Origin of the sequence: Microvirga splendida (assembly GCF_016427565.1) — a bacterium.
Classification (GTDB): domain Bacteria; phylum Pseudomonadota; class Alphaproteobacteria; order Rhizobiales; family Beijerinckiaceae; genus Microvirga; species Microvirga splendida.
The window spans coordinates 24,449-43,173 of sequence record NZ_JAELXT010000014.1 but is presented as its reverse complement, the minus strand read 5'-3'; the positions used below and the strand labels follow the sequence as shown (position 1 = coordinate 43,173).

14 protein-coding genes are annotated in these 18,725 nt (G+C 66.6%); 7 read left to right on the top strand and 7 right to left on the bottom strand.

Going from position 1 to position 18,725, the window contains the following annotated elements; all coding sequences use genetic code 11:
• The 4 genes from JAO75_RS14245 to JAO75_RS14230 form a co-directional block, all read right to left on the bottom strand.
• A complete protein-coding gene (locus tag JAO75_RS14245) occupies window positions 1–603 on the bottom strand; it encodes a histidine phosphatase family protein (protein ID WP_199049804.1) in 603 nt (200 codons plus the stop codon).
• A gap of 39 nt (window positions 604–642) precedes the next feature.
• Window positions 643–1,179: an RNA 2',3'-cyclic phosphodiesterase gene (gene thpR, locus JAO75_RS14240; RefSeq protein WP_199049803.1), complete on the bottom strand. Its 537-nt coding sequence runs from the start codon at window positions 1,177–1,179 to the stop codon at window positions 643–645.
• 168 nt (window positions 1,180–1,347) lie between these two features.
• Window positions 1,348–2,391, bottom strand: a complete 1,044-nt coding sequence (locus JAO75_RS14235; RefSeq protein WP_199049802.1) for an aldo/keto reductase — start codon at window positions 2,389–2,391, stop codon at window positions 1,348–1,350.
• A gap of 65 nt (window positions 2,392–2,456) precedes the next feature.
• The gene (locus JAO75_RS14230) at window positions 2,457–3,119 is read right to left on the bottom strand and encodes an arylesterase (protein ID WP_199049801.1); all 663 of its coding nucleotides are present in this window, start codon (window positions 3,117–3,119) and stop codon (window positions 2,457–2,459) included.
• Window positions 3,120–3,191: 72 nt separating this feature from the next.
• On the opposite strand from JAO75_RS14230, the gene JAO75_RS14225 reads away from it, so the two are divergent.
• The 3 genes from JAO75_RS14225 to JAO75_RS14215 all read left to right on the top strand — a co-directional run bounded on the left by JAO75_RS14225 (window position 3,192) and on the right by JAO75_RS14215 (window position 7,494).
• Window positions 3,192–3,884: an ABC transporter ATP-binding protein gene (locus JAO75_RS14225; RefSeq protein ID WP_199049800.1), complete on the top strand. Its 693-nt coding sequence runs from the start codon at window positions 3,192–3,194 to the stop codon at window positions 3,882–3,884.
• A gap of 12 nt (window positions 3,885–3,896) precedes the next feature.
• Window positions 3,897–6,485, top strand: coding sequence for an ABC transporter permease (locus JAO75_RS14220; RefSeq protein WP_199049799.1), 2,589 nt, complete (start codon window positions 3,897–3,899; stop codon window positions 6,483–6,485).
• A gap of 226 nt (window positions 6,486–6,711) precedes the next feature.
• Complete coding sequence (locus JAO75_RS14215; protein ID WP_199049798.1) at window positions 6,712–7,494, top strand: Bax inhibitor-1/YccA family protein; 783 nt, start codon at window positions 6,712–6,714, stop codon at window positions 7,492–7,494.
• 61 nt (window positions 7,495–7,555) lie between these two features.
• On the opposite strand, the gene JAO75_RS14210 is transcribed toward JAO75_RS14215, so the two are convergent.
• Entirely contained in the window at window positions 7,556–9,082 is a 1,527-nt protein-coding gene (locus JAO75_RS14210; protein ID WP_246742506.1) for an MFS transporter, read from the bottom strand.
• 81 nt (window positions 9,083–9,163) lie between these two features.
• Between JAO75_RS14210 and JAO75_RS14205 the strand changes: the two genes are divergently transcribed.
• A complete protein-coding gene (locus JAO75_RS14205) occupies window positions 9,164–9,706 on the top strand; it encodes a GNAT family N-acetyltransferase (protein WP_199049797.1) in 543 nt (180 codons plus the stop codon).
• Here JAO75_RS14205 and JAO75_RS14200 read toward each other — a convergent pair.
• Window positions 9,703–10,083 (bottom strand): DUF2794 domain-containing protein, encoded by a 381-nt coding sequence (locus JAO75_RS14200; RefSeq protein WP_199049796.1) that lies wholly within the window; start codon window positions 10,081–10,083, stop codon window positions 9,703–9,705. The genes JAO75_RS14205 and JAO75_RS14200 overlap by 4 nt on opposite strands.
• A gap of 345 nt (window positions 10,084–10,428) precedes the next feature.
• Window positions 10,429–11,445, bottom strand: a complete 1,017-nt coding sequence (locus tag JAO75_RS14195; protein WP_199049795.1) for a zinc-binding alcohol dehydrogenase family protein — start codon at window positions 11,443–11,445, stop codon at window positions 10,429–10,431.
• Between the two features lie 227 nt (window positions 11,446–11,672).
• Between JAO75_RS14195 and JAO75_RS14190 the strand changes: the two genes are divergently transcribed.
• The 3 genes from JAO75_RS14190 (at window position 11,673) to JAO75_RS14180 (ending at window position 18,659) form a co-directional block, all read left to right on the top strand.
• Window positions 11,673–12,023 (top strand): winged helix-turn-helix transcriptional regulator, encoded by a 351-nt coding sequence (locus JAO75_RS14190; RefSeq protein ID WP_199049794.1) that lies wholly within the window; start codon window positions 11,673–11,675, stop codon window positions 12,021–12,023.
• Window positions 12,024–12,140: 117 nt separating this feature from the next.
• Window positions 12,141–16,964 (top strand): NAD-glutamate dehydrogenase, encoded by a 4,824-nt coding sequence (locus JAO75_RS14185; RefSeq protein ID WP_199049793.1) that lies wholly within the window; start codon window positions 12,141–12,143, stop codon window positions 16,962–16,964.
• A gap of 315 nt (window positions 16,965–17,279) precedes the next feature.
• A complete protein-coding gene (locus JAO75_RS14180) occupies window positions 17,280–18,659 on the top strand; it encodes an MFS transporter (RefSeq protein WP_199049792.1) in 1,380 nt (459 codons plus the stop codon).
• The last annotated feature ends 66 nt before the right edge of the window (window positions 18,660–18,725 follow it).

The following is an 18,725-nucleotide window of genomic DNA, read 5'->3' as shown; positions in this document are numbered from 1 at the left end:
TCAAGCCGAAGCGCGTTCCGCAAACCCATCCTCGATGGCGCGCCAGTCCTGCTCGAGCGTGAAGGTGTCCCGGTCGATGACGATGAAGCAGCCGCCGCCAGGGTGCTGTGGACGGCTCTCCCGGCCGATCTCCACCTGCTGAAGGTGAGCCGTGAGCAGGCACCCGACGGCGCCGTGGGAGACGACCACGATGTCGCCGGAGGTCTGGTCCTCGCGCAGGATGCGGTCGATGGCCGTCACGATCCGCGTCTGCGCGTCGACGGCGCGCTCCCAGCCGCGGATGCTCTCGTGCGGCCGGCCGAAGAATTCGCGCACCACGTCCCAGAATTCCGGCGGGGCGATGAAGCCCGTGGAGGAGCGGTCGTTTTCGCCGAGATCCTCATGCTCCTCGTAGGGTAGCCCGAGACGCTCCGCCACGATGGCGGCGCCATCGCGCGCTTTCCGCTCCGTGCTCGCATAAACGGCCGTGATATTGCGGCCGGCGAGCAGATCCACGAACCGCTCCATGCGCCTGCGTCCGATGGCGTTCAGCGGCCACTCGGTGATCGGCTGGGCGGGATCGATGACCACCTCTGGGTGGGTGATGAAGATGAGCGAAGCCATGGGCGTTGCAGTAACAGGCCTGCATCCGAGCGTCGAGGTCTAGCTCAAAGGATAGGCTGCTTCGATCACGTAGGGGCCGCCGCCCACGGAGGCGCGGGAGGAGTACAGGACGAAGCGCTGCGCCGTGAAGGTGAGCTTCGGGAAGCGCCCATGGGTTGCGATGTAATGGGCCACGTCGACGGGGGAGACATGCTTCAGGCGCGCCAGGGTGACGTGCGGGGTGAACTTGCGCGCCTCGGCATCAAGACCGACTTGCCGAAGGAGACGCTCCTGCTCCCCCTGCAGGTCGTTCAGCTCGCCGTTGCCGGAGGTGCGGGCGAAGACCGCGCGGGGTTTCGAGCCCCCGAAGCTGTCGAGCCCGTCGATGGTGATGGTGATCGGCGCGCGCTGGCGCCTCTCCCCGAGAATCGAGGTGACATCATCAGCCATGCGCTCGTCGATGTCGCCGATGAAGCGCAGGGTGATGTGGTAGTTCTCAGGCTCGACCCAGCGCGCGCCGGGGATCCCGCCGCGGAAGCCCGACAGCGCCAGGGCGATCTCAGGGGGAATCTCGATGCCGGTGAACAGGCGTGGCATGCGGCACCTCCCGAGGCTGGTCGTGTCGAATCAGACGATTGGTGGCGGGGTTTGTTCCGGTTGAACCGTCTTCGCCGTCATCCCCGGACTTGTTCCGGGGATCCACGTCTTAACCCGCGCAAGGACGTGGATGGCCGGGACAAGCCCGGCCATGACGTGAGGGGACGATTACGGGCACGGGTTGCAGTGCTCGACATGGATGGCGTCGATGCGCTTCTCCAACTCCGGCGTGATCGTCACGTCGACGGAGGCGATATCCGTCTTCAGCTGCGCCATGGAGGTGGCGCCGATGATGTTGGACGTGACGAAGGAGCGGGAATTGACGAAGGCCAGCGCCATCTGGGCCGGATCGAGGCCGAATTCCTTCGCCAGCGCCACGTATTTGCGGATCGCCGCCTCGGCGGTGGGGTTCTCGTAGCGCTGGCCGCGGCCGAACAGGGTCGTGCGCGTTCCCGGCGGGCGGGCGCCGTCGAGGTACTTGCCGGTGAGATAGCCTTGAGCCAGCGGCGAATAGGCGAGCAGGCTCACATTCTCCTGCATGGTCACCTCGGCCAGCGCCACCTCGTAGGTGCGGTTGAGGAGGTTGTAGGCGTTCTGGATCGACTGTGCCCGCGCCAGGCCCTTGGCGTCCGCGTGCTTGAGGAACGTCATGGTGCCCCAGGCGCTCTCGTTGGAGAGGCCGAAATGGCGGATCTTTCCGGCCTTCACCAGGTCGGTCATGATCTCGACCGTCTCGGCGATGGGGTGGGACTTGCCTTCCAGATGGCGGAAGACCGTGGGGTTCGAGCCCCAGGGCATGGGGCGGTCGGGCCAGTGGATCTGGTACAGGTCGATGTAGTCGGTCTGGAGCCGCTGGAGGCTCTTGTTCACCGCCTCCTCGATCTGCCCCCGGGAAAGCTCGGCCTTGGAGCCGTCGTCCCGGTACCAGGTGCTGTCGGAGCGGCCGACCACCTTGGAGGCGAGGATCACCTTGTCGCGGGTGCCGCGGGACTTGAACCAGGAGCCGATGATCCGCTCCGTGGAGCCTTGGGTCTCGGGCTTGGGCGGGATCGAGTAGAGTTCGGCGGTGTCGAAGAAGTTCACGCCCTGGTCGAGGGCATAATCCATCTGCTCATGGCCCTCGGCCTCCGTGTTCTGCTGGCCCCAGGTCATGGTGCCGAGGCAGATGAGGCTGACATTGAGGTCCGTGCGGCCGAGGCGGCGATATTCCATAGGTTCAGGCTCCTCGCGGCGACATGATCCGCCGCGTTCAGGCAAGAAGGGGGCGCTGACGACGATCAGCGCTGGGCAATGCGGGCGAGAAATTTCTCGACGCTGGGCAGGATGCGCTCGACGATGATCTCGATTCCCTTGGCCGTCGGGTGAAGCCCGTCGGGCAGGTTGAGGGACCGCTCGCCGGCGACTCCGTCCAGGAAGAAGGGATAGAGCACAAGGTCGTGCTTCTTCGCAATGTCCGGATAGAGGCTGTCGAATTTCTGCACGTAATCCGGCCCGAGATTGCGCGAGGCATACATGCCCGCGAGCATCACCGGGATGTTGCGGGCCTTCAACCGCTCGACGATGGTGTCGATGTTCCGGCGGGTGAGCGCCGGATCGAGCCCGCGCAGCATGTCGTTGGCGCCGAGCTCCAGGATCACCCCGTCGGTACCGTCGGGCACCGACCAGTCGAGCCGGTCGAGCCCGCCCGACGAGGTATCGCCGGAGACCCCCGCATTGGTGATCTCCACATTGTGGCCCCTCGCTTTCAGCGCCCGCTCCAGCACCACCGGGAACGCCGCCTCCTGGGGCAGGCCGTAGCCGGCCGTCAGGCTGTCGCCGAGGGCCACGAGGCGAATCGGCTGGCCTTGCGCCTGGGCCGCCGGGAGGGTTGCGATCATGGCGGCAAGGGCCGCCGCACACGCAAATATGATCGTCATGAATGGGCCGGATTGGCGCTTCATCAATAGGCTTCCCATCTATGCCGGACTAGAACCGGGTTGAATCCAACTTTCCAACAGATCGGGTGAACGGGCATGCAGGACAAGGCCATCGCGCTGCACGATATCGATTTGAGCCTCGGGCGCGGGGCCGCGCGGGTGCATATCCTGAAAGGCATCTCCCTCGATATTCCCAAAGGCGAGGCGGTGGGGCTGGTCGGTCCCTCGGGCTCCGGCAAGTCGACCCTGCTCATGACCATGGCAGGTCTCGAGCGTCCCGATTCAGGGAAAGTCGTCATCGACGGCACCGATCTGTCGGGCCTCGACGAGGACGCCCTGGCGCGCTTTCGCGGCCGCCGGATCGGCATCGTGTTCCAGTCCTTCCACCTCGTGCCCACCATGACCGCGCTGGAGAACGTGGCGCTCCCCCTGGAGCTTGCCGGCGAGGACGAGGCCTTTGAGCGGGCGGAGGCCGAGCTGCAGGCCGTGGGCCTCGGGTCTCGCCTGCACCATTACCCGGCCCAGCTCTCGGGCGGCGAGCAGCAGCGCGTGGCGATTGCCCGCGCCATCGTGCCCAATCCCGCGATTCTCGTGGCCGACGAGCCCACCGGCAACCTCGACGAGAACACGGGCGGATCCATCATCGACCTGCTCTTCGCCCTCAAGCGCGATCGGGGCGCGACCCTGGTGCTCGTGACCCACGATCTCAACCTCGCCCGCCTCTGCGACCGCATGGTGCGCCTGCGCTCAGGCCAGCTGGAGGCCGGCGCCGCCTCCGCCATGGCGTAAGGAAAAAAGCCCATGCACGGCACCCTTCCCGCCTCGCCGCAGAAGCGGTCTTCTTCCGCGTCCCGCCTGCCGCTCCTGCTGCGCCTCGCCTTCCGCGAGCTGCGCGCGGGCCTGAAAGGCTTCGGCATCTTCCTCGCCTGCATCGCGCTCGGCGTGGCGGCGATTGCCAGCGTCTCGTCCCTGTCGCGCTCGCTCACGGAAGGCATCTCCCGCGAGGGGCGGCGGATCCTCGGCGGCGACATGGCCTTTTCCCTGATCCAGCGCGAGGCCGGGGCGCCCGAGCGGGCGTTCCTGGAATCGAAGGGCCAGGTCAACGTGATCGCCACCATGCGGGCTATGGCGGTGGCCGGCGACAAGGGCTCCGGCCTCGTGGAGATGAAGGCGGTCGATAGCGGCTATCCCACGGTCGGAGCGCTCGAGACCGATCCGCAGCTTCCCCCCGCCGACCTCTTCGCCGAGCGGGACGGCGCTTTCGGCGCGGCGGTCGATCCGGCGCTGCTCGCGCGGCTCGACCTCAAGGTGGGCGACCGTGTGACGGTGGGCGCCGCCAATGTGGAATTGCGGGCGCGCCTCGTGTCCGAGCCCGACAAGATCGCCGACGGCATCGGCTTCGGTCCGCGGCTCCTGCTCTCGCAGGAGGCGCTGGCCGCCACCGGTCTCGTGCAGCCCGGCAGCCTCGTGCGCTGGACCTACCGGCTTATCCTGCCGCCGAGCCTCTCCACCGAGGAGGGGCTGACCCAGGTCGAGGCGGAGGCGAATCGCGTCCTGCCGGAGGCAGGCTGGAACGTCCGCACGCGGCTGAATGCCGATCCGCGTTTTGCCCGCAACATCGAGCGCTTCACACAATTCCTCACGCTGGTCGGCCTGACAGCCCTGCTCGTGGGCGGGGTGGGCGTCGCCAATGCGGTGCGCGGCTTCGTCGACCGCAAGCGCGCCTCCATCGCCACCCTCAAGAGCCTCGGCGCGCCGGGCGGCCAGGTGGTGATGCTCTACCTCACCCAGGTGATGCTGATCGCCATCGTGGGCATCGGCATCGGCCTCGCTTTCGGGGCGGCCCTGCCTTTCGTGATCACGGGGTTGTTCGGCCATCTCCTGCCGATCCCGATCCAGCCGACGCTGGCCTGGAGCGAGCTCGGCATCGCGCTGCTCTATGGGGTGCTCACCGCGCTCGTCTTCGCCATCGCGCCCTTGGGCCGTGCCCACGACGTGCCGGTGTCGGGGCTGTTCCGCGACCAGATCGACCCGGAGCGGCGCTGGCCGCGCAAGCGGTACGTGACGGCCCTGGTGCTCTCCGTTGTGGCGCTCGTGGGCCTGTCGCTGCTCGCGGCCTATGACCGGCGGGTGGCCCTGATGTTCGTGGGTGCGGCTGCCGGCTCCTTCGCCCTGCTGCGCATCGTCGCCTTCGGGATCATGGCGCTCGCCCGCCGCCTGCCGCGCCCGCGCAGCACGGCCCCGCGGCTCGCGCTCGCTAACATCCACCGGCCCGGCGCGCTCACGCCCTCCCTCGTGCTGTCGCTGGGCCTCGGGATCACGCTTCTCGTCACGCTTGCGGTCATCGATTCCAACTTCACCCGGCAGCTGACGCAAAGCCTGCCGCAGCAGGCGCCGAGCTTCTTCTTCCTCGACATCCCGAACCAGCAGGCCGATGCCTTCGAAGGCTTCCTGAAGAACCAGGCCGCCGACGCCAAGATCGAGCGCGTGCCGATGATGCGCGGCCGTCTGGTGACCCTGGGCGGCCGTCCGGTCGGCGAGATCAAGGCCGAGGAGGACATCGCCTGGGTGCTCTCGGGCGATCGCGGCATCACCTATGCCGACACGGCGCCGGAGGGCTCGAAGATCGTCCAGGGCGAGTGGTGGCCGGAGGATTATCGCGGCAATCCGCTGGTCTCCTTCGACCGCAAGATCGCGGAGGGCTTAGGGCTGAAGATCGGTGACGAGATCACCGTCAACGTGCTCGGGCGCAACATCAGCGCCACCATCTCCAACCTGCGCGAGGTGGAGTGGCGAAGCATGGGGATCAACTTCGTCATGGTGTTCTCGCCGAACACCTTCGCCGGCGCCCCCCACACGCATCTGGCCACCGTCACCTTCCCGAACGGTTCCGACGATGCGATCGACGCAAAGATCCTCCGCAGCTCGGCCCAGGCCTATCCCATGGTCACCAGCGTGCGGGTGAAGGATGCCCTGGAGGCGGTGAACGACGTGGTCTCGCAGCTCGTCATGGCGATTCGCGGCGCCAGCTCCATCGCGCTGATCGCGAGCCTCCTGGTGCTGGCGGGCGCTCTGGCAGCCGGCCACCGGGCCCGGCTCTACGATGCCGTGGTCCTCAAGACCCTGGGCGCCACCCGCGCCCGGCTGCTCTCGGCCTATGCTCTCGAATACGGGCTGCTCGGGCTCGCCACGGCAGTCTTCGGGCTGCTCGCCGGGACATTGGCGGCCTATTTCATCGTCGACCGGATCATGAACCTAAGCTTTACCCTAGACTTGTCGGGCGCCATCTTGGCTTCAGCCTTGGCGGTTCTCGTGAGCGTCGGTTTAGGCCTGATGGGAACCTGGCGGATCCTAAGTCAAAAGCCGGCGCAGTATTTAAGAAACCTTTAAGCCGCGAAGATACGAGCGCGTTATAAAGGAGCGCCAAAAGCTTAATGAGGAGCAGCAGCTACTCTGCTCTTCATTTTTCTTGTTTCACGAAGATTTGAAGCTTGACCTTGCCTCTTGCGAAAAACCCTCGGCCCTCACATATTCGTGGTGTCGCCAAAAAAGCGGCGGCCGAGGGCTGACCCCAGCCCTTCGAGGGAACAACGGGACACCGCGAGAAAGGACTCCGATGCAACCGTATGAGCAAAACCAACACGCCTATGGCACCGGCTTTGCCCGGACGGCGGCTCAGGTCGACCAGGGCCTGCGCGCCTTCATGCTCGGCGTCTACAACAACATGGTCCTGGGCCTTGCCATCTCGGCCCTGGTCGCGCTCGGCATCAACATGCTGGCCACCACTGGCGATCCGTCGCAAGCGGTTGCCCGGATGGGCGGTGTCGGCCTGACCCAGTTCGGCGCGACCCTGTATGGCTCGCCCCTGATGTGGGTTGTGGCGCTGGCGCCTCTGGCCTTCATCTTCTTCTTCTCGTTCCGGATGGACCGGATGTCGGCGGCGTCCGCCCGCGGCACCTTCTTCGCCTTCGCGGCGGTGATGGGTGCTTCGCTCTCGACGCTTCTCATCCGTTATACCGGCGCGAGCGTCGTGCAGGTGTTCTTCATCACGGCGGCCGCCTTCGGCTCGCTGTCGCTCTGGGGCTACACCACGAACCGCAGCCTGTCGGGCATGGGCTCGTTCCTGATCATGGGCCTCGTCGGCCTGATCCTGGCCTCGATCGTGAACATCTTCGTCGCGTCGAGCATGCTGCAGTTCGGCATCTCGGTGATCGGCGTGCTGATCTTCGCAGGCCTGACCGCCTATGACACGCAGAAGCTGAAGGAGATGTACCTCTACGGCAACTTCGACTCCGAGGCTGCCGCCAAGGTCTCCGTGTTCGGCGCCCTGACGCTGTACCTGGACTTCATCAACATGTTCCAGTTCCTCCTGGCTCTCGTGGGCAACCGCAACGAGTAAGGTTGAGCGGATCGTCTGATCGCGAAGCCCCGGCTGAAAAGCCGGGGCTTTTGTTTTGGGTCTATGTCTGCGCCGACCGGTAGCCGAACCAGGCGCTCGCAACCGCCGCCGCCGCGCAGATCAGGGCCACGAGCCCGAACCCGCCGGCCATGGCGGTGGCATACAGATCCTGCAAGGCGCCGGACGTCACCCCGGAAGAGGGCGGGGGCGCACCGAAGGTCGCCTGCGCGAAGAGACCCGTCAGCTCCGGTTTCGTCCATGCCGCAGCCTGCTGGAATCCGAATGTCGCAAGGGCACCAAGTCCAGCCACTGCCATCAGGCCTGCGACGCGCGAGATCGCATTGTTGATCCCGGAGGCTATTCCGATGCGCTCGTCAGAGGCGGCGTTCATGACGGTCGTGGACAAGGGCGCGACCGTGATTCCCATGCCAACCCCCATGACGGCCATGACCGGCACGACCGCGATCCAATAGCCGCCATGAAAGACGGCAGGAGCCAGAAGCGCGAAGCTTAAAGCCGTGATGAGCGGGCCTACCGTGAGGAGCATGCGGGTGCCGAAACGGTCGGCCAGGACGCCACCGAGGCGGGAGAGCACGGCCATGACGAGGGTGAACGGCAGGAACACGGAGCCTGCCCGGGCGGCCGAATAGCCATGAGCCTCGATCAACGCCATGGGCAGGAAGAACAGGGCGCCGCTCAGCGCAAAATACAGCAGCAGGGTCAGCGCATTGACGTTGGCGAAAGCCGGAACGCGGAACAGGTCGAGGGGCATCATCGGGGCGGCGCTGCGCCTCTCGTGCAGGACGAACAGAACGAGGATCGCCGCGCCGGCCATCGTCAGCAGGAGAGCGATGCTCCGCTGGCCGTCTCGTTCGCCGAGCGCCGTCAGCCCATAGGCGAGAAGGCCCAGGCCCAGAATGGCAAGCGCGGCGCCGAGCCAGTCCATGGTTGTCTCGTCCCGTACCGCACTTTCGGGCACATGCCTCCAGCACAGCCAGAGCGCCAGCGCGGCGACCGGCACGTTGATCCAGAAGATCGCCTGCCACGGGCCGATATCGATGAGCCAGCCGCCGAGGATCGGCCCGAGCGCCGCCGCGATGGCGGAGGCGGCCGCCCAGGTGCCGATGGCCCTGCCGCGCGCCTCCGGCGGGAAATGGGCGCTGATGAGCGCCAGAGAGCCCGGCACCAGCAGGGCGCCGCTGACGCCTTGAAAGGCCCGGGCCACGATCAGCATCCCGGCCGACTGCGACAGCCCGCACCAGAGCGAGGTGAGCCCGAAGGCCGCGATGCCGATCATGAAGATCTTTCGCAGACCATAGGCATCGCCGGCCGCGCCGCCGAGGAGCAGGAAGGCGGACAGCGTCAACGCATAGGCATTGGTGACCCACTGCATTTCGGACAACGATGCCTGCAGGCTCTCGCGCATCTGCGGAATCGCCACGGTCACGATGGCGCCGTCGGCAAACACCATGCTGGAGCCCAATATCGCACTCCAGACCACGTAATTCCGGGCATGTGACCCGACGGCCGGCTGCATCTCGCCTGGGCTGAGCTGGTTCACCGGCAATCCCTTCTCATGAGGCTTCATGCTAATCCTGAAGCAGGAACAAAGACAGTCCCGGCGAGCCGGCGCCTGTTCATCGGGAGCCTGCAGGTTTAGAGATTACCCATGAGCTTCGTCATCCGCCCTTCTCTCGAAACCGACATTCCCGCCATCACGGCCATCTACGATCATGCGGTGAGGCACGGGACGGCCTCATTCGAGCTCGATCCGCCAACGGAAGCCGAGATGGCGCGCCGCCGCGAAGCGATCCTGGAGGGCGGCTATCCTTATCTGGTGGCGGAGCGCGGCGGGCAGATCCTGGGCTATGCCTATGCGGGCGCCTACCGCACGCGGCCCGCCTATCGCTCGACGGTCGAGGACTCGATCTACGTCGCTCCCGACGCGCAGGGACAGGGTGTCGGGCGCGCGCTTCTCATCGCGCTGATCGAACGCTGCGAGGCCTTGGATTTCCGGCTCATGGTGGCGGTGATCGGCGATGAGGAGTCACGCGGCTCCATCGCCCTGCACAGGAGCCTCGGCTTCGAGCCTGTCGGGGTTCTCAAGGGCATCGGCTACAAGCACGGGCGCTGGCTCTCCACCGTGCTGATGCAGCGCCCCCTCGGGCGCGGCATGGCCGAGCCGCCGACCCGGCCTATCCCGGCAAGCTAGTTCGCCACCACCTTCGGCTTGTCGAGCACGCGCAGCACCTGGTCGAGCTCGTGCCCGCGCTTAAGGATCAGGCCGGTCGAGACGATGACGGAATACGCGCCCTGCTTCTTGGCGAGCTTCGGGTCTTTCTCGATGCGGTAGAGGGGCATTTCCGAGGTGCGGCGGAAGATGGAGAACACGGCCTTGTCCGGCATGAAGTCGATGGCGTAATCGCGCCACTCGCCGGCGGCCACCATGCGGCCGTAGAGGTTGAGAATGGCCTGCAACTCGGCGCGGTCGAAGGACACCTGTTTCGGCGCGGCGGGGAAGGGCACGATATGGGCCGAGCCCTGACTCGAGCCGCCGCGCAGCGGCTCTCCGATGTCACCTTCGCTCATGACGCCTCCCATGGCTGTTAACATATCCAGATGATGGGCGTAGGCGGCTAACGGATCAACCCGTCGGGACACAATGAATCACTGCTTCCTTTGCAAATCTTATTCCTGCCTCATTCGCGCCGAAATGGGGCCGCACTGAACCCCGTAAATGCTTAAGTTGCCTCGACGGCCCGGCTCATCGAACGGCTTGGACACGTCAGCCCCCCAGCCCTCCGGGTCGCGAGAGGAGCCGGGCCACTCCAGTCGAGACACAGGGCTGCCTTACGGGGCAGCCTTTTCTTTTCAACGAAGGGCTCGCGATCTGTTCAGATCGCGAGCCCTTCGCATATCCTCCTCTGAGGATCCTCAGAATCCCGAGAGCACGATCTTGCCGCGCGTGCGGCCGCTCTCGATAAGCGCGTGCGCTCGCTTGAGATTGGCCGCGTTGATCGGCCCGATCACATCCGAGAGCGTCGTTTGAATCGTTCCCGCATCCACCAGGCGCGAGGCCTCGTTTAGGATCTCGTGCTGGCGCTCCATGTCGGCTGTCTGGAAGGTCGAGCGGGTGAACATGGATTCCCAGTGGATCGACACGCTCTTGCTCTTCAGGAGGCTGATGTCGAGGGGTGTCTTCGGGTCGTCGATGAGGGCGAATCGGCCTTGCGGGGCAAGGGCTTTCGCGATCTCCGCAAAATGGTGTTCCGTGTGGGTGATCGAGAACACGAAGGCCGGCGCACCGATCCCGAGGGCTTCGACCTGCGCGGCGAGCGGCTGGCTGTGGTCGACCACGTGGTGGGCGCCGAGCTCCTTGACCCAGGCCTGCGTTTCCGGCCGCGAGGCGGTGGCGATCACCGTCAGGTCCGTCAGATGGCGTGCCAGCTGGACGGCCACGGAGCCCACGCCGCCGGCCGCGCCGACGATGAGGATCGCGTTGGCCGCGCCCTTGACCGGGCGCTTCACGTCGAGCCGGTCGAACAGGGTCTCCCAGGCGGTGAGGGTGGTGAGCGGAAGGGCAGCCGCCGCCTCGAAGCCGAGGGATTGGGGCTTGGCGCCCACCAGCCGCTCGTCGACCACGTGGAATTCAGCATTGGTGCCGGGCCTTGTGATGGCGCCGGCATAGAACACCGCGTCGCCCTCCTTGAACAGCGAGACCTCGGAGCCCACTCCGCGCACGATGCCGGCTGCGTCGAACCCCAGCACCTTCACGCCCCCTGCCTCGGGTTGAGCCCGCATGCGCACCTTGGTGTCGACCGGGTTCAGGGAGACCGCCTTGATCTCGACGAGCAGGTCTCGCGGGCCTGGCTCGGGCCGGGGCAGGTCCACGTCCATGAGGGAGGCGTCCTGGTCGATGGGAAGGGATTGCTGATATCCGACGGCGCGCATGGCTTGTCTCCTGTTCGCGCATCGTGCGGACCCAGCGGGCCACGCTAGCGAAAAGTGGACCCGGTTTTCCGGCCCACACGATGCGCATTCTCAAAAGCTGAGCATCGGATGGATCCCAAAAGTGGGCTCCACTTTTGGGTCCGATGCTATAGAGATATAGTTGAGCATAGTGTTTGAGCCCGCAAGAACGCACAAAAACAGTCCATAGTGTCAAAAAGGATACCGTGATGCCGAGGGTGTCGTCGAAAGTTCCGGGAGTTCAGGGTTGCGCCGTCGAGCGCACGCTCAGCCTCATCGACGGCAAGTGGAAGATCGTCGTTCTCTACAAGCTCCTGCGCGGAACCCTGCGCTTCAACGAGCTGCGCCGGCTCATCCCCAACGTCACGCAGCGCATGCTCACGCACCAGCTGCGCGAGCTGGAGGCCGACGGGCTCATCGTCCGCACGGTCTATGCCCAGGTGCCGCCCCGAGTCGAATATTCCCTGTCCGCACGCGGACGGAGTCTTGAGCCGGTGCTCATGGCCATGAAGGAATGGGGCGATACTAATCTTTCGTCTCAAGAGGCTCAGGCAGCATAAAGTGTTCGTGCGCTGCAAGAACTTAACCCTACGCGGCGCGCTTCTGCAGGCTGTCCTTGCGCCGCCTGCCGCTCTGTGGCAACGCTCCCGCAACAACGACAATCAGAGGATGCGCGCATGAAGCTGGATACCCCCACCAGCGGAAGCGAGTTGACGGCCGAAGCCGTCGCCGTGCTGGAAGCCGGACACAAGGCTACCCCTCCGACCTTCGTGCGCGACCTGTACGGGCGAGTGCCGTCCGAGGATCTCGCCTTCTATTCCCCGCAGGCCCTGGCGGATCTCGCAGCGGAAGCCTTCGAGCATCTCAAGGCCTCCCGCACCGCCGACGGGGCGGATATCCGCCTCATCGACGTGGAGGTCGAGCGCGAGGGAAGGCGGCAGGACGTGACGGTGCTCGAGATCGTCAACGACAACATGCCCTTCCTGCTCGACTCGACCCTGGCCGAGATCGTCGACCAGGGCTACGACCCGCTCCTCGTGGCCCATCCGATCCTGGCCGTCGAGCGGGATTCCGGCGGCGCCCTCGTGCGCCTCGTGGGCGAGGCCACGGCGGCCCTGCGGCTCGGCGTGAAGCGCGAAAGCTTCATCCATATTCACCTGCCCCGCATCGACGACGCGGACACCCGCACCCGGCTCATCGAGGCCATGGGGCGCGTCCACAGCGACGTGTCCCTGGCGGTGCACGACTGGCCGGGCATGCGCGCCCGCGTCACCGAGATCGTGCACAATTACCGCCTCAACCCGCCGCCCCTGCCGGACGACGAGGTGAAGGAGGCCATCGCCTTCCTCGACTGGATCGCCCGGGACAACTTCACCTTCTTGGGCCTGCGCGAGTACCGTCTGCCGTCCGGCGACACCGCGGCCGACCCGGTGGAAGGCTCGGGGCTCGGCCTCCTGCGCGACCCCAACGTGCGCGTGCTGCGCCGCGGCCGCGAACTGGTCTCCATGTCGCCGGAAGTTCGCGCCTTCCTGGCGCGGCCCCAGGCGCTCATCATCGCCAAGGCGAACGTGAAGTCCCGCGTCCATCGCCGGGCGCATCTCGACTACATCGGCGTGAAGCTCTTCGACGGCAATGGCCACCTGCAGGGGGAGCTGCGCATCGTCGGCCTGTTTACGGCCAGCGCCTACACCAACACCACCGGCGAGGTGCCCTACCTGCGCCACAAGGTGGCGAAGGTCACGGCCCGCGCGGGTTTCGACCCGGCGAGCTATGCCGGCCGCGCGTTGCTCAACGTGCTCGAGAGCTATCCGCGCGACGAGCTGTTCCAGATCGACGAGGACACGCTCTACCACTTCGCCATCGACATCATGAACCTGTCGGAGCGCCCGCGGGTGCGGGCGCTGGCGCGTCCCGACGAGTTCGACCGCTTCGTGTCGGTGCTCGTGTTCGTGCCCAAGGACCGCTACGACACGCAGGCCCGCCTGCGCATCGGCCAGTTCCTCGCCGGCATCTACGAGGGGCGCGTCTCCGCCTCCTATCCGTCCTATCCGGAAGGCCCGCTGGCGCGCACCCATTACATCATCGGGCGCGACGAGGGGCGGACCCCGCAGGTCGCCCGCGAGACCCTGGAAAAGGGCATCTCGGCCATCGTCCGCACCTGGAGCGATGCGTTGCGCGACGAGCTCGACGCGTCGGTCGGCGGCGCACGGGCGCGCTCGCTTGCCTCCCGCTACGGAGAGGCCTTCAGCGCCGCCTACCGCGAGGCCTTCGGGGCCGAGCAGGTGATCCGGGACATCAACCTGCTGGAGCAGCTCTCGGAAGCCCGTCCCCGCGCGGTCGATCTCTACCGCCGCGAAGGCGATGGCGAGACCCGCGTGAACCTGAAGGTGTTCTCGCTCAACCAGTCGATGCCGCTGTCGGACCGCGTGCCGCTCCTGGAGAACCTCGGCTTCCGCGTGGTGAACGAGCGAACCTACCGGGTGGTCTTCACCGCCTCGGAGCGCGTGTGGCTCCACGACATGACCCTGGAGCGCGCTGCGGGCGGCACGATCCAGATCGACGAGATCCAGGCGCTGATCGAAGCGGCGCTGCTCGCCCTCTTCCGCGGCCTCGCGGAATCCGACGGCTTCAACCGCCTCGTACTCGAAGCGGGCCTCGGCTGGCGCGATGTCGCCATGATCCGGGCCTTCGGCCGCTATCTGCGCCAGATCCAGGTGGCTTACTCGCAGGACTACATCGCGGAAACGCTCGCCCGCCACGGCGCCATCGTGGCCGATCTCGTGAAGCTCTTCTATGCCCGCTTCGACCCGCGCCACGAAAAGGGCCGCGAGGCCGCCGAGGCGGTGATCCGCGAGCGGATCGAGGAGCAGCTGAAGCAGGTCACGAGCCTCGACGACGACCGCATCCTGCGCCGCTTCATCAACCTGATCGATGCGGCGACCCGCACCAATTTCTTCCAGCTCGAGGATAACGGCCTGCCGCGCCAGACCATCGCGTTCAAGTTCGAATGCGCCAAGGTGGAAGGCCTTCCGCTGCCCCGGCCCCTCTACGAGATCTTCGTCTACTCGCCGCGGGTCGAGGGCGTGCATCTGCGCTTCGGCAAGGTGGCGCGCGGCGGCCTGCGCTGGTCCGACCGGCCGCAGGATTTCCGCACCGAGGTGCTGGGCCTCGTCAAGGCGCAGCAGGTCAAGAACGCCGTCATCGTGCCGGTGGGCGCCAAGGGCGGCTTCGTGCCCAAGCTCCTGCCGCCGCCGGGTGACCGGCAGGCTTGGCTCGCCGAGGGCACCGAGAGCTACCGCATCTTCGTGCGCACCATGCTGCAGCTCACCGACAACATCGTCGGTGACAGCATCGTCCCGCCGCCCGACACGGTGCGCCACGACGGCGACGATCCCTATCTCGTGGTCGCGGCCGACAAGGGCACGGCCACCTTCTCCGACACGGCGAACGCGCTCTCCATCGAGAAGGGCCACTGGCTCGGCGATGCCTTCGCGTCCGGCGGCAGCCAGGGCTACGACCACAAGAAGATGGGCATCACGGCCCGCGGCGCCTGGGAGGCGGTGAAGCGCCACTTCCGCGAGATCGACATCGACATCCAGACCACTCCGGTGACGGTGGCGGGCGTGGGCGACATGTCGGGCGACGTGTTCGGCAACGGCATGTTGCTGTCGCGGGCGCTGAAGCTCGTGGCCGCCTTCGACCACCGCGACATCTTCCTCGATCCGAACCCGGATCCGGAAGCATCCTTTCTGGAGCGCGAGCGCCTGTTCAATCTGCCCCGCTCCAGCTGGCAGGATTACGACAAGGCGCTGATCTCGTCGGGCGGCGGCGTGTTCTCGCGCAGCGCGAAATCGATTCCGCTCTCGGCCGAGATGCGTGCGCTTCTCGATATCGACAAGCCGCAGGCCACGCCCGCGGAGGTGATGAACGCCATCCTGAAGGCCCGCGTCGACCTGCTCTGGTTCGGCGGCATCGGCACTTATGTCCGCGCCGCGTCCGAGACGGACGAGCAGGTGGGCGACCGCGCCAACGATGCGATCCGGATCGCCGGCTCCGACCTGCGCGCCAAGGTGATCGGCGAGGGCGCCAATCTCGGGCTGACCCAGCGCGGACGTATCGAGGCGGCGCAGAAGGGCGTGCGCCTCAACACCGACGCCATCGACAATTCGGCGGGCGTCAACACCTCCGACGTGGAGGTGAACATCAAGATCGCGCTGACCACGCCGGAGCGCGACGGACGCCTGAACGAGGAGCAGCGCAACGAACTGCTTGCGGACATGACCGAGGACGTCGCAGCCCTCGTGCTGCGCAACAACTACCTGCAGAGCCTGGCGCTGTCGCTCTCCGAGCAGCGGGGCCAGGCCGATCTCGGTTTCGCCCGCCGGCTCATGCACATGCTGGAGGCGCAGGGCCGCCTCAACCGCACGGTGGAATACCTGCCCGACGACTCGACGCTCACCGAGCGCGCCCGCCGCGGCGAGGCGCTGACCCGGCCGGAACTCGCGGTGCTGCTGGCCTATGCCAAGCTCTCCCTGCACGACGCGCTGCTGGAGAGCCCCGTGCCGGACGATCCGTACCTCGGCAAGGAGCTCGACCGCTACTTCCCGGCCGAGATGCGCGAGCGCTTCCCCGACGCGATTGCAGGCCATCGCCTGCGGCGCGAGATCATCGCCACGCAGCTTGCGAATGCCATCATCAACCGGGGCGGTCCCACCATGGTGGCCCGTCTCGTGGACCAGACCGGCGCGGATGCGCCGACCATCGCGGCGGCCTATGCGGCCACCCGCGATTCGTTCAATCTCACCGAGATGAACATCGCCATCGATGCCCTCGACGGCATCGTGCCGGGCCGCGTTCAGCTGCGCCTCTACGGCGAGTTGCAGGACCTGCTCATGAACCGGATCGTCTGGTTCATCCGCAACGTGGACTTCGCCAACCACTCCCTCGACCAGATCGTCGGCGCCTACCAGACGGGGATCGCCGAGGTCGAGAACAGCCTCGACGATGCGCTCTCGCCCGAAGCCAAGGCGGTGTGGGAAGCGCGCACGAAGGCGCTGGTGGACGAGGGCGTTCCGGAGGACCTGGCGCGGCGCATCGCGTCCCTGCCGGACCTCGTTGCGGCGCCGGACATCGTGCAGACGGCGCAGAAGATCGGCAAGCCGGTTTCCGACATCGCCTGCACCCATTTCGCTCTCGAAGCCTCCTTCCGTCTCGGCGCCCTCATCGGCGCCGCGCAGGAGATCAGCGTCAGCGATTACTTCGACCGCCTGGCGCTGGACCGCGCCATCGACAGCATCGCCTATGCCCACCGGGGCCTCACGGCCGAAGTGGCCTCGCAGGACCAGTCGGGCACGGAAGCCGTGCGCAGCTGGAGCGAGAAGCGCGGCGGCGATGTCAACCGCATCAGAAGCGCGGTCGACGGCATCGTCTCGTCGGGCCTGACCCTGTCGAAGATCACCGTGGCGGCGAGCCTGCTCGGCGATCTCGCACGGACGACCTGATCCATCGCGAGCCCTGCTTCCACAGTGCCAAAGTCGGGAACAACCGACTTGGGGTGGGGGAGGGACGATATCGGTGCACGTGTCATCCCCGGCGGCCGTAGGCCGGGAAGGGGATCCATGGTGCTGAGCGTGTGAGTGGATTCCCTTCCCCTCCGCTGACGCTCCGGCCGGGAATGACACTGAACCTTTCCACATCATGGCCGGGCCTGTCCCGGCCATCCAGATCATGTGAAGCGCAGCGCCTTTCTGATCGAGATCACCGGCACAAGGCCGGTGATGACAGGGGGGAAGCGCTAGAGTGGAAGCCAGACTCCCTTGAGAGACGCCAACACCCTCACTCCCTCACAAAAAGCCTCGCGCCCCGCAATCCTGGGCTGGCTCCTGTTCGACTGGGCGTGCCAACCCTTCTTCACGCTCGTCACCACCTTCGTCTTCGCACCCTATTTCGCATCGGCCCTGGCCTCTGATCCGGTGAGCGGCCAGAGCCTGTGGGGCTACGCGACGGCGGCGGCCGGGCTCGTGCTCGCCATCCTGTCGCCGGTGCTCGGTTCCATCGCCGATGCCACGGGGCCGAAGAAGCCGTGGATCGCGGCCTGCGGGCTCGTGCTGGTGATCGCATGCTCCGCGCTCTGGTACGCCGCGCCCGGACAGCCCTCCGCCATTGCCATTGCGCTCGTGGCCTTTGCCTTCGCGACTGTGGCCGTGGAGGTGGCGGCCGTGTTCAACAATGCGATGATCCCGCATCTCGTGCCGCCGGATCGCTACGGCCGGCTCTCCGGCACCGGCTGGGCCATGGGCTATCTCGGCGGGCTCGTGTCGCTGGTGATCGTGCTGGGCTTTCTCGCCGCCGATCCCGTGTCGATGAAGACCGTGTTCGGTCTGGATCCACTCTTCGGCCTCGACCCTGCCACGCGCGAGGGCGACCGCATCACGGGACCATTCTCGGCCCTGTGGTTCCTCGTCTTCGTGCTGCCGCTCTTTCTCGTCACGCCCGATGTCCCGCGCTCAGGGATGAGCCTCGGACAAGCGGCCCGAAAAGGGCTGGAGCAGGTGAAGAACACCGTCGCGGATGCGCGGCGGCACGCAAGCGTCGGGCGCTTTCTCCTCGCCAACATGGTCTATCAGGATGCGCTCGTGGCGCTCTTTGCCTTCGGGGGCATCTACGGGGCCGGCGTGTTCGGCTGGCAGGCCATCGAGCTCGGGCTCTTCGGCATCCTGCTCACCATCACCGGCACCATCGGGGCGCTGATCGGCGGACGGCTCGACGACCGCCTCGGCGCCAAGCCGGTGATCCTCGGCGCCGTCGTCCTCCTCGCCCTCGTGTGCCTCGGCGTGCTGTCGCTCGGGCGCGACACCATCTTCTTCGTGGTGCCGACGGCGGCGCCAACGCCCGACGATGGCCTCTACGGCTCGGCGCCCGAGAAGGTGTTCGTGCTGCTCGGCCTCGTCATCGGCTCCGTGGCGGGCCCGCTGCAGGCGTCCTCGCGCAGCCTCCTGGCGCGCCTCGTTCCCGCCCAGGAGGCAGGCCGCTATTTCGGCCTGCTGGCGCTGTCAGGCAAAGTCACGTCCTTCCTTGCGCCGCTGGCGGTTGCCATCGCAACAGCGACGTTTCAAACGCAAGCAGCGGGACCGGCGGTGCTGATCCTGTTCCTGCTCGTCGGCTTTGGGCTGTTGAGCGGCGTGAGACGGGTGTGAGGCGCACCCTTGTTCTCCTCAGGCCAAGCGAAGCGAGGGAAGGGGATCCACCCGCACGCACAGCGC